Origin of the sequence: Streptomyces tateyamensis (assembly GCF_003205575.1) — a bacterium.
Lineage (GTDB): Bacteria > Actinomycetota > Actinomycetes > Streptomycetales > Streptomycetaceae > Kitasatospora > Kitasatospora tateyamensis.
On the sequence record NZ_PYBW01000140.1, the window covers coordinates 24663 to 34870 of the forward strand.

Annotated in this window: 12 protein-coding genes; 6 read left to right on the forward strand and 6 right to left on the reverse strand. The window is 73.2% G+C overall.

Annotated features, from left to right (window positions below):
• Positions 1–165: 165 nt before the first annotated feature.
• Positions 166–1527: a choice-of-anchor A family protein gene (locus C7C46_RS29375; protein ID WP_181442597.1), complete on the forward strand. Its 1362-nt coding sequence runs from the start codon at positions 166–168 to the stop codon at positions 1525–1527.
• Between the two features lie 68 nt (positions 1528–1595).
• Here C7C46_RS29375 and kynU read toward each other — a convergent pair whose 3' ends face one another.
• On the reverse strand, positions 1596–2864 hold the full coding sequence (gene kynU, locus C7C46_RS29380; RefSeq protein WP_245985147.1) for a kynureninase: 1269 nt from the start codon (positions 2862–2864) through the stop codon (positions 1596–1598).
• Positions 2861–3697, reverse strand: coding sequence for a tryptophan 2,3-dioxygenase (locus tag C7C46_RS29385; RefSeq protein WP_110672961.1), 837 nt, complete (start codon positions 3695–3697; stop codon positions 2861–2863). Before C7C46_RS29385 ends, kynU begins: the two co-directional genes overlap by 4 nt.
• Before the next feature lie 156 nt (positions 3698–3853).
• On the opposite strand from C7C46_RS29385, the gene C7C46_RS29390 reads away from it, so the two are divergent.
• The gene (locus C7C46_RS29390; RefSeq protein WP_110672962.1) at positions 3854–4303 is read left to right on the forward strand and encodes an Lrp/AsnC family transcriptional regulator; all 450 of its coding nucleotides are present in this window, start codon (positions 3854–3856) and stop codon (positions 4301–4303) included.
• Here the strand turns inward: C7C46_RS29390 and C7C46_RS29395 are convergent.
• Positions 4297–4935: a MarC family protein gene (locus tag C7C46_RS29395; RefSeq protein WP_110672963.1), complete on the reverse strand. Its 639-nt coding sequence runs from the start codon at positions 4933–4935 to the stop codon at positions 4297–4299. The genes C7C46_RS29390 and C7C46_RS29395 overlap by 7 nt on opposite strands.
• Positions 4936–4965: 30 nt before the next feature.
• Positions 4966–5244, reverse strand: coding sequence for a barstar family protein (locus C7C46_RS29400; RefSeq protein ID WP_110672964.1), 279 nt, complete (start codon positions 5242–5244; stop codon positions 4966–4968).
• A 120-nt stretch (positions 5245–5364) separates the two neighbouring features.
• On the opposite strand from C7C46_RS29400, the gene C7C46_RS29405 reads away from it, so the two are divergent.
• The 4 genes from C7C46_RS29405 (at position 5365) to C7C46_RS29420 (ending at position 8264) form a co-directional block, all read left to right on the forward strand.
• A complete protein-coding gene (locus C7C46_RS29405; protein ID WP_110672965.1) occupies positions 5365–5907 on the forward strand; it encodes a DoxX family protein in 543 nt (180 codons plus the stop codon).
• A gap of 157 nt (positions 5908–6064) precedes the next feature.
• Positions 6065–6976: an undecaprenyl-diphosphate phosphatase gene (locus C7C46_RS29410; RefSeq protein ID WP_110672966.1), complete on the forward strand. Its 912-nt coding sequence runs from the start codon at positions 6065–6067 to the stop codon at positions 6974–6976.
• Positions 6977–7067: 91 nt separating this feature from the next.
• Positions 7068–7613 (forward strand): hypothetical protein, encoded by a 546-nt coding sequence (locus C7C46_RS35410; RefSeq protein WP_181442598.1) that lies wholly within the window; start codon positions 7068–7070, stop codon positions 7611–7613.
• 78 nt (positions 7614–7691) lie between these two features.
• Positions 7692–8264, forward strand: a complete 573-nt coding sequence (locus C7C46_RS29420) for a Uma2 family endonuclease (RefSeq protein ID WP_110672967.1) — start codon at positions 7692–7694, stop codon at positions 8262–8264.
• On the opposite strand, the gene C7C46_RS29425 is transcribed toward C7C46_RS29420, so the two are convergent.
• A complete protein-coding gene (locus C7C46_RS29425; protein WP_110672968.1) occupies positions 8258–9373 on the reverse strand; it encodes a threonine aldolase family protein in 1116 nt (371 codons plus the stop codon). The genes C7C46_RS29420 and C7C46_RS29425 overlap by 7 nt on opposite strands.
• Before the next feature lie 18 nt (positions 9374–9391).
• Positions 9392–10060, reverse strand: a complete 669-nt coding sequence (locus C7C46_RS29430; RefSeq protein ID WP_110672969.1) for a response regulator — start codon at positions 10058–10060, stop codon at positions 9392–9394.
• Positions 10061–10208 lie beyond the last annotated feature (148 nt).

Below are 10208 nucleotides of genomic sequence, written 5' to 3' on the forward strand. Positions count from 1 at the left end.
GAACGGCCCTGGTCGGCGGTCCCGGATTGAGCCGCCCGGGTGACGTTCATATGGCTTTTCCGGGTGGTGCGGTGTCGCAGGCCGTCGCCGATGTCCGATTTCCCCTTTGATGACCCGGTATGACGGTGCGGGCAGCCGGTCGGCGGAGGGAAGGGGCAGGTCTGTATGAGGCACGCGAGCAAGGCAGCACTGGTGGCGGCGGTCGCGATGGCGGCCATGTCGCTCCCACTGCCGCAGGCGGGTGCGATCGCGTTCCCACCGCCGCTGGGCCCGTGCGGCGGGCCGGACTGCCCGTCCAGCTGGAACCCGCCGAACAACGGTGCCTTCGCCGGCCGGGACTCCCACATCAACATCTTCGCCGGCGGCGACTACACGGTGACCGGCCGGGCCGCCGAGGCGGAGGGCTGGGTGGTCACGCTCGGCAACCTGACGGTGGACAAGAACGGCGGCGGCCTCTTCAACCTGAGCGTGGTCGGGGTCGGCTCCCGGGTCCCGCCGCCTGACGGCCACGACTTCGTCACCGTCGGCGGCGACGTGACGGCCAAGGCGGGCAACTCGATCACCATCGGCGGCCCCGACTCCCCGCCGACCTCGATCGCCTACGGCAACCTGCGCTACGGGGGCGCCACCAGCGGTACCGTCACCGTCGAGCCGACCGGCCGGCAGATCCACGACACCGCGGTCAAGGACACCTACGCCCCGCTGCGCACCACCATCGAGGAGTTCTCCAGCTGTGCGGCCAAGCAGACCGCCACCGGCACGGTCGCGGTCACCAACAGCGAGGCGACCTTCACCGGTGACGGGATCAGCGCCCGGCAGGTCTTCAACGTCAGCCGGAACCTGACCAGCAGCAGCGGCGGCCAGATCGGGCTGGTCTTCAACGGCATCCCGGCCGGCGCGACGGTGATCGTCAACATGCTGGGCGACAGCCCGACGGTCAACACCTACAGCGGCACGGGGGAGAGCGGCGACCCGCTGACCGCGCTGCGGCCCAGGCTGATGTGGAACTTCCCGACCGCGAGCAACGGGACCGTCACCGGCGGAAGCCAGTTCCAGGGCTCGGTGCTGGCAGGCAACCCGAACGGCACCACCACGCTCTCCGCGGCGGGCGTCAACGGCCGGGTCTACCTGGCGGGCAACCTGCTGCAGACCAGCGGCGGCGGCGGGTACGAGCTGCACGCCTACCCGTTCGACGGCGACCTGCCGGACTGCGGCAGCACGCCGACCCCGACGCCCACGCCGACTCCCACCCCGACGCCCACGCCCACACCGACTCCGACCCCGACCCCGACGCCTTCGCCGACCGGGAGCGCGACGCCCACGCCGAGCCCGACCGCCTCGCGGACCCCGGCCCCCAGCGGGAGCACGACCTCGGGCCCGGGCCCCAGCCAGAGCGGGACGCTGCCGAACACCGGCGGCGCCGGCTCCTCCGGCCTGCTCGGCGCGGCCGGCGCCCTGCTGATCGCAGGTGCGGGGGCGCTGCTGCTCGGCCACCGGCTGAGCAGCCGGCGCGGTCGGCACGGCTGAACTGCCGGCGCGGGGTCAGAGCCGTAGCTGACCTGACCCCGCGCCAGTCCCCAGCGCCCGGAGCGAGGTCAGGTGACCGCGCCGCGCCGGGAGAACCGCTCGGCCCGCCACTCGCCACTGGCCAGCACCTCGCGCACCGCCTCGGCCGCGTCCCAGGCCTCGGTGTACGACGTGTACAGCGGGGTGAAGCCGAACCGCATCAGGTCCGGGGCGCGGAAGTCGCCGATCACCCCGCGCTCGATCAGCGCCTGCACCACCGGGAACCCGTCCGGGTGCCGGATCGCCACCTGGCTGCCGCGCCGCTCGGGCTCGCGCGGGGTCACCACGTCCAGCTCGGCCAGCCGGTCCATGAACAGGCCGGTCAGCGCGAGGCTCTTGGCCCGCACCTGGGCCAGGTCCACCTGCTGCCAGACCTCCAGCGAGGCCCGCACCCCGGCCAGCGCCAGCAGCGGCGGGAAACTGGTGAGGAACCGTCCGATCCCGTCCGCCGGGCGGTACTCGGGGACGAAGGCGAACGGCTCTGCGTGGCCGAACCAGCCGGTCAGCGGCTGCTCGGCGACACCCTGGTGCCGCTCCGCGACGTACAGGTAACTCGGGGCGCACGGACCGCAGTTGAGGTACTTGTAGGTGCAGCCGACGGCGAAGTCGACGCCGGCCGCGGCCAGCTCGATCGGCAGCGCGCCGGCCGAGTGGCACAGGTCCCAGACCATCAGCGCGCCGGCCCGGTGCACCCGCTCGGTGATCTCGGCCAGGTCCAGCAGCACGCCCGTGCGGTAGTCCACCTGGGAGAGCACCACCACCGCGACGTCCTCGGTCAGGCGCGCGTCCAGCTCGTCCAGCGAGTCGAGCAGGACGGTCCGCCCGCCCTCGAACAGCCCGGTGACCCCCTCGGCGATGTACAGGTCGGTCGGGAAGGTGGTCCGCTCGCCCAGCACGGTGCGCCGCCCCGGGCGCAGCCGCAGCGCCGCGGTCAGCACCTTGAACAGGTTGACCGAGACCGAGTCGCAGACCAGCACCTCGTGCCCGCCCGCCCCGATCAGCGGGGCCAGCTGGGCGCCCAGGGTGAACGGCAGGTCGACCCAGCCGGCCTCGTTCCAACTGGTGATCAGGCCCTGGCCCCACTCCTGCTCCACGGTGCGCCGCACCAGCTCCGGCGTGCGCACCGGAAGCACGCCGAGCGAGTTCCCGTCCAGGTAGATCCGGTCCTTGGGCAGGGCGAACTCGGCGCGCAGCGGCGCCAGCGGGTCGGCGGCGTCCAGCGCCAGGCAGTCGGCGCGCGAGGCGGGGGAGCCGGGCGAGGCAGGGGAGGCGGGCGGCTGCACGGCGGGCTGGGTCACAGCGCACCCCGCACGGTCCACAGCTCGGGGAAGACGTCCTGGTCGGCGGCGGCCTTGAGCCAGCTCAGGCCGCTGGAACCGCCGCTGCCTGGCTTGGCACCCATGGTCCGCTTGACCGAGGCGTAGTGCCGCTGGCGCCAGCGGGAGACCCGCTCGGCGGTGTCCAGCAGCGCCTCGGCCAGGCCCGCGAGCTCCGCCTGCGCCGGGCCCGTGTAGACCTGCAGCCAGGCGGCGGCGACCGCCTCGCTGGGCCGGTAGCGGCCGGTGCCCGGCTCCACCGGCTCGGCGAGCAGGCCGCGGCGGGCCAGCAGCGCCAGCGCGTCGTCGTACAGGCCGGGGCCGCGCAGCACGGCGGCCAGCTCCTGCTGGACGTCCGGCGCGCCCTGGTACATCTCCAGCAGCCGCTCGGACTTGTTGCCGAGCATGAACTCCAGCCGCAGGTAGGCCGAGGACTGGAAGCCGGAGGCCTCGCCGAGCACCGGGCGGAAGGCGCTGAACTCCACCGGGGTCAGCGTGGCCAGCAGGTCCCAGGAGGAGTTCAGCACGTCCTGGACGTGGCAGCCGCGGCGCAGCGCGGCCAGCGCCTCGGTCACCCGGTCCTCGCGCAGCGCCTGCTGGGCCAGCTGCCACTCGTGCCGGAGCAGGTCGAAGAGCAGCTCCATCACCTGGGTGGTGATGATGAAGGAGAGCTCCGCGTCGACCTTGCTGCGCGGCTGCTGGAGGGTGTGCAGCACGTCCAGCCGGGCGTACCGCTCGTACGGGGTGGCACCGCTGGCCTGCTCCGCCTCGGGAGCGAAGGCCAGGTTGGGCTTGTGGACGGTGGACGCGGCCATGGCGGTGATCCCCTCGCAGGTGTGGCCTGGTACGCGGCTATTGTCCGGCGGTCCGGCACGGTCTTGAATGGGCGTCGAACACCGGATCGGGCGGACGGCTTTGCGATTGCGAGCAGTTTCGCCGCCGGACCTGCCGATCGACAACCGGAGCCCGCGATGGACGCCCTCGACCGCCGACTGCTCGCCGAACTGCAGGCGGACGCCCGGCTCTCCTACAACGAGCTGTCCCGCCGGGTCAGCCTGTCCGCCCCGGCGGTGGCCGAGCGGGTGCGCCGGCTGGAGGCCGACGGGGTGATCGGCGGCTACCACGCGCACGTGGATTTGGCCCGGGCCGGGCTGCCGGTGACCGCGCTGGTGCAGGTGGAGTGCTACGGGCACCGGTGCGTGCTGCGCGACCCGCAGGTGGCCCAGTGGCCGGAGGTGCTGCAACTGCACCGGGTGACCGGCGGGGCCTGCTGCGTGCTGCTGGTGGCGGTCCCCGGGATGGCCGAGTTCGAGGTGCTGATCGACCGCCTCGCCGGGTACGGCCAGCCGTCCAGCTCGATGGTGCTCTCCAGCCCGGTGCCCTGGCGGCCCGTCACCCCGCCGGCCGAGCGGCCTCAGTGACCCCCGCCCTGGGTCAGGTGCACGCCCAGGCCGGACAGCCCGTCCAGGAAGAGCTCGACGCCGACCGCGGCCAGCAGCAGGCCGAGCAGCCGGGAGAGCACCTCCAGTGAGGTCTGGTGGGTGCGGCGCAGCAGCGGGGCCAGCAGCAGGACGCTGCCCAGGTTGATCGCCACCACCGCGAAGTACGCGCCCGCGACGGTGAACCGCCAGCTCCAGGTGTCCTTGGTGAGCGACTCGACCATCACCGCCGTCATCGCCAGCGGGCTGGCCACGTACGGCAGCATCAGCTCGCGCACCCCCTCCACCAGCGGGTTGTCCAGTTCGTCCTGGTACTCCTCGCTGGTCCCGAAGTGCAGCCCCAGCACCAGGCCGACCGCGTACAGGAAGAAGATCACCCCGCCGGCCAGCTGCAGCGACTCGTCGCTGACGTGGAAGAAGGAGGTGATCCCGTCCGCGAGGAAGGCCATCAGCACACCCACGCCCGCCGCCAGCACCGAGCTGAGCAGCGCCAGCTTGGTCAGCTGCTGCTTGGTGCGGCTGCGCGCCAGGTGGGCGTAGGTCAGCAGCACCTTGGGCGGGCCGACCACGGCGAAGAAGGTGATGAAGGCGCTGCTCAGGTTGAGGGCGGACATCCCTCCAGCATGTCGAGGCGGGGTCGCCGCCTAGGACAGGCGCACCGTGACGCCCGCCTCGCGCAGTACCTCGACCACCTCGCGGGCGTACCCGGCGCGCAGCGCGGGGGCGGTGTCGGCCACCGCGAAGTCGCGCCAGTGCAGGGTGAACGGCGGCTGCGGCCCGAACCCGCCGCGCAGGCAGTCGACCAGCGCGTCCAGGTTCCTGCCGTAGTAGCCGCCCGGGCCGTTCAGCGCGGCGCCCAGCGCCGCGAACAGCGAGCGGCGGTCGGTGGCGGCGGCGCCGTCCATCTCGTACTCGGTCTCCATGCGCCCATCCTGCCGCCCGCGGCCGGGCGCCCGGCATCCCCCGGATGGCTGCGCCGGGTCGAGGTGCGGCCCGGACTCGGCTGGGATGGAGGACGGGGACCGCAGAGATGAGGACACACCATGGGTTGCGTCAACCGTAAGGATTTCGGGCTGCTCCTGCTGCGCTCCGCCGTGGGTGGGGTGCTCTTCTCGCACGGCACGCAGAAGCTGTTCGGCTGGTTCGGCGGCGGCGGGCTGGAGGGGACCGCGCAGGGCATGGAGGCGATGGGCTTCAAGCCGGGCGGCCAGGCCGCGCTGGCCGCGGGGCTCGGCGAGGCGGGCGGCGGCGCGCTGCTGATCGCCGGGCTGGCCACCCCGGTGGCCGGGCCGATCGTGGCCGGCACCATGGCCGGTGCGATCTCCGTCCACGTCCCGCACGGGTTCTTCGCCAGCAAGGGCGGCTTCGAGTACCCCGCGCTGCTCGGCGCCTGCGCGCTGGCCCTGTCGGTGGCCGGGCCCGGCGCCCTCTCGCTGGACGCGCTGACCCGCCACGTGTTCAACAGGCCTGCGCTCGGCGTGCTGGGCTTCGCGGCCGCGGCGGCCGGCGCCTACGGGGTGGTCAGCAAGCGCGAGCGGGTGGTCCGGGAGGCGGCGGACGCGGCGATGGCGGCCGAGCCCGAGTGATGCTCCGATGACGGTCCGATGAACTCGGGCCCCTCCCCGGTGAGCGTCTACAGATCTGTAGTACGTTCTCGCGGGGAGGGGCCCGAGGCTGTTCCGACACGCCTCGATAGGCTTGCGCCCTCTGCCCGGACCCGTATCACGAAGCTGAGGGTGTGCCATGTCCCTGACCTACCCGGAATCCATCGGCGTGGGCCTGCTCCAGGGTGTGACCGAGCTCTTCCCGGTCTCCAGCCTGGGGCACAGCATTCTGATCCCGGCGCTGCTGGGCGACCCCTACAAGACCGACCTGTCGATGACCGGTGACAAGTCGTCCTACCTGACGGTGCTGGTCGGCCTGCACCTGGCCACCGCACTGGCCCTGGTGGTCTTCTTCCGCCGGGACTGGGTGCGGGTGGTGCGCGGCCTGTTCAGCTCGATCCGCGAGCGCCGGATCGAGACCAGCGAGCAGAAGCTGGCCTGGCTGCTGGTCATGGGCACCATCCCGGTCGGCGTGGCCGGGCTGGCCGCCGAGAAGGCGCTGCGGGCAGCGCTCGGCAAGCCGCTGCCGGCCGCCGTGTTCCTGGCGCTGAACGGTCTGGTGCTGCTGGGCGCCGAGCGGCTCAAGCGCGGTGGCGGCGGCCGCCGCCGGGCCGGCACCGCGGCCGCGCACACCCCGGGCGTGGACGCGGACATCGAGTCCGACCGCCGGATCGCCAAGCTGACCTTCCGTCAGGGCACCTGGATCGGGGCAGCCCAGATCCTCGCCCTGCTGCCCGGCATCAGCCGTTCCGGCGTCACCATGAGCACCGGCATCCTGCGCGGGCTCAACCACGAGGACGCGGCCCGGTTCTCCTTCCTGCTCGCCACCCCGGTCATCCTGGCCGCCTCCGCCCTCAAGCTCCCCGAGCTGCTCAAGCCGGAGAGCGCGGGCATCCGCGGCCCGCTGGTGGCCGGCTCGATCGCGGCCTTCGTGGCGGGGTACGTCTCGGTGAAGTTCCTCACCAAGTACTTCGAGAACCGGAGCCTGACCCCGTTCGCGATCTACTGCATGGTGGCGGGCGTCGGCAGCGCGATCTACCTGAGCATGTGAGTCCGCGTCACCCGGGCGCCCCGCTCCGGTGGCGGCGGGGTCCGAGCGGCCGGAGCCTGGGCGGGTAGCTCGCCGACACAGGAGGCACTCCGTGGACCGCCGGACCCCGTCGCACCGCACCACCAGCCGTTCCCGTCGCTCCCGTCGCCTCCTGGCGGCGGGAGCGCTTCTCTGCCTGGCCGCCGGGGTGGCCGGGTGCTCCTCCAGCACCAGCAGCAAGGTGAACACGGTGGCCTCCTCGGCGGCCGGCGCGGCGCAGTCGGCGCTGGCCTCGGTCGGGTCGCAGGCCGCCTCGCAGGCCTCCTCGGCGCTCTCGGCCGGAGCGTCCGCCGCCTCCTCCGCCTTCGCCGGCGCCACGGCCGGGGCGGACGCCACCGGGGACGTCACCCTGGGGACGGTCACCATGACCGCGGACGGCAAGGCCCAGGTACCGGTCACCGTCAAGAACAGCCAGTCCTCGGCCCAGCGGTACACGATCGAGGTCGACTTCAAGGACCAGGGCGGCGGCACGCTGGACATCGCGGTACTGAACCCGGGCCCGGTGGACGCGGGGCAGACGGCCAACGCGACCGCCACCAGCAACCGCAAGCTGTCCGGCACGGTGGTGGCGAACGTGGCCCGGGCGGTGCGGTACTGAGGGGCTGCGTTCACCCGCGAGGGTGGCCGCCGGCGGAACCCGTCCCGACAGGCCGGCAGGTCGGCGAGGATCGTCGGCATGGGAGAAATCACTACCTTGCCGGACTGGGTTTTCCCGCCCGCGGGTGGGTTCACCGCTGAGGACCTCGACCGCCTGCCCGACCTCTCGCCGCACACCGAGCTGCTCGACGGGAGCCTGGTCTTCGTGAGGCCGCCGAGGCGTTTTCACTCGCTCGCTGTCGACCTGTTGGTCTCCGGCCTGCGTGCGGTGACACCGGTCGACTACGTCGTGTCCCGCGAGATGACGGTGACGCTCGGCAAGCGTGACCGGCCGGAGCCGGACATCTCCGTGGTGCGGGCCTCGGCGGTGGCCGAGGAGACCAACTGCCAGGCCGCCGACGTCCTGCTCGTGGGCGAGGTCGTCTCGCCGGAGTCGGATCAGCGTGACCGTGTGGTCAAGCCCAGGAAGTACGCCGAGGCCGGGATCCCGAACTTCTGGCGGGTGGAGCAGGCCGACGGCCGTCGGCCGGTGGTCTACGTGTTCGAACTGGATCGGGGCCGCTACGGGCTGACCGGCATTCACCACGACCGCCTGAAGGTCGACCGCCCCTTCCCCGTCGACATCGACCTCACCGCCATCGATCGCTACTGAGCCTGGGCCGCCGCCAGCTCCAGCAGGCGCCGGCCCGCTGTCAGGACGTCCTCGGCCGTCCACTCCTGGGCGGACCGCCGGATCGTGAGCTCCGCCATCGCCAGGCCGGGGGCCGCGTCGGACCAGCCGCCGGCGAACCAGAGCTGCTCGGTCTCGGCGAGTTGGAGGTTGGCCGCGTTGAGGGCGTCGGCGCTGTAGGGGAGGTAGAGCTGGAACTGGTGGGTCTGCGGGACGGCCGGGTTGAGGCGGGCGCCCGGGAGGCGGGAGAGGGCCTCGGCGAGCAGTCGGGCGTGGGCCGTCCACTCCGGGACGCGGGGGAGGGCGTGCGCCAGGCCGGCCAGGCCGCCCAGGGCGGCGGGCCAGTTCTGCCAGACGGTGCCGCCGTGGCGGTGGCGCCAGGTGCGGGCGTAGGCGGTCAGCGCCGCGTCACCGGCCAGCACGGCGCCGTGGACCGCGCCCAGGGTCTTGTAGAGGGAGACGTAGACGCTGTCGGCCAGGTCGGCGATCTCGGCGAGCGGGCGGCCGAAGTGCGGGGTGCAGTCCCACAGCCGGGCACCGTCGAAGTGCACCCGGGCGCCGGCCGAGCGGGCCTGGTCCACCACCGCCGTCAGCTCCGCCCAGCTCGGTAGCAGGAACCCCGCGTCGCGCAGCGGGAGTTCGACGGTCGCGGTGCCGTACGGCTGGCCCAGCTCGGCCAGTTCGGCCGCGGTGTACGGGCGGGGCGCGTCGGTGGGCCAGAGCCCGCGCAGGCCGGTCAGCTGTTGGTAGGCCTGGCGCTCCCAGCGCTGCAGGTGGCTCATCGGGTGCAGCGCCACGCCGATCCGCCCGGTCAGCTCGGCGCCGTAGCGCAGCGCGACCTGCTGGGCCATCGTGCCGGTGGGGAAGAACACGGCGTCCGGCTTGCCGAGCAGGTCGGCGACCTGCTGCTCCAGCCGGGTGAGCGCCCCGCCCGAGGCGTAGAAGTCGGGCAGCTCGTCCAGCACCTCCGGGACGTCCAGCGCGGACAGCTCGGCGAGTTGCTCGCGCACGGTCAGCGGGCGTTCGGTGGCCAGCATCCGCCGGCAGTTGCGCATGGCGAGGCGGCGGCGGACGGTCAGGTCTTCGGTCATCCGGTGATTGTGTCCCGCTCAGCTGGGATGGACCAATCGGTTTTCGTACGCGAAGACCACCGCCTGGACCCGGTCGCGCAGCCCGAGCTTGAGCAGGATCCGGCTCACGTGGGTCTTCACGGTGGCCTCGGCCAGGAACAGCTCGGCGGCCACCTCGGCGTTGGACAGGCCCCGGGCCACCTGCACCAGCACGCTGCGCTCGCGGGTGGTGAGCGCCTCCACGGCGGCCTCGCCGCGGTCGGCCGAGCTGCCGTCGGCGGGCAGCTGGGAGGCGAAGCGGTCCAGCAGCCGGCGGGTGATCCGCGGCGCCACCACCGCGTCGCCGGCCGCCACGCTGCGGATCGCGCTGAGCAGTTCGGCGGGCTGGGCGTTCTTCAGCAGGAAGCCCGAGGCGCCGGCCCGCAGCCCGGCGAAGGCGTACTCGTCGAGGTCGAAGGTGGTCATGATGAGCACCTTGGTGTCGGGCGACTGGTCGACGATCCGCTTGGTCGCCTCGATGCCGTCCATGCCCGGCATCCGCACGTCCATCAGCACCACGTCCGGCGTGTGCTCGGCGACCAGCCGCACGGCGGCGGCGCCGTCCTCGGCCTCGCCGACCACCTCCAGGTCCGGCTGCGAGTCCAGCACCAGGGTGAACGCCACCCGCAGCAGCGGCTGGTCGTCCACCAGCAGGACGCGGACGGTCATCGGAGCGCCTCCAGGCGGTCGGGGTCGAGGTCCAGGGTGGCCGCCACCCGCCAGCCACCGCCCGGCAGCGGTCCGGCGGACAGCTCACCACCGTACGCGGCGACCCGCTCGCGCATCCCGGCCAGCCCGTGGCCGCCGCCGGTGCCGG

Coding starts and splice junctions, on each gene's coding strand:
- C7C46_RS29410 (WP_110672966.1), top strand. CDS start 6,065: ATGTCCCTGACCTACCCGGAATCCATCGGCGTGGGCCTGCTCCAGGGT.
- C7C46_RS29425 (WP_110672968.1), bottom strand. CDS start 9,373: ATGACCGAAGACCTGACCGTCCGCCGCCGCCTCGCCATGCGCAACTGC.
- C7C46_RS29395 (WP_110672963.1), bottom strand. CDS start 4,935: ATGTCCGCCCTCAACCTGAGCAGCGCCTTCATCACCTTCTTCGCCGTG.
- C7C46_RS29430 (WP_110672969.1), bottom strand. CDS start 10,060: ATGACCGTCCGCGTCCTGCTGGTGGACGACCAGCCGCTGCTGCGGGTG.
- C7C46_RS29420 (WP_110672967.1), top strand. CDS start 7,692: ATGGGAGAAATCACTACCTTGCCGGACTGGGTTTTCCCGCCCGCGGGT.
- C7C46_RS29405 (WP_110672965.1), top strand. CDS start 5,365: ATGGGTTGCGTCAACCGTAAGGATTTCGGGCTGCTCCTGCTGCGCTCC.
- C7C46_RS29390 (WP_110672962.1), top strand. CDS start 3,854: ATGGACGCCCTCGACCGCCGACTGCTCGCCGAACTGCAGGCGGACGCC.
- C7C46_RS29385 (WP_110672961.1), bottom strand. CDS start 3,697: ATGGCCGCGTCCACCGTCCACAAGCCCAACCTGGCCTTCGCTCCCGAG.
- C7C46_RS29375 (WP_181442597.1), top strand. CDS start 166: ATGAGGCACGCGAGCAAGGCAGCACTGGTGGCGGCGGTCGCGATGGCG.
- C7C46_RS29400 (WP_110672964.1), bottom strand. CDS start 5,244: ATGGAGACCGAGTACGAGATGGACGGCGCCGCCGCCACCGACCGCCGC.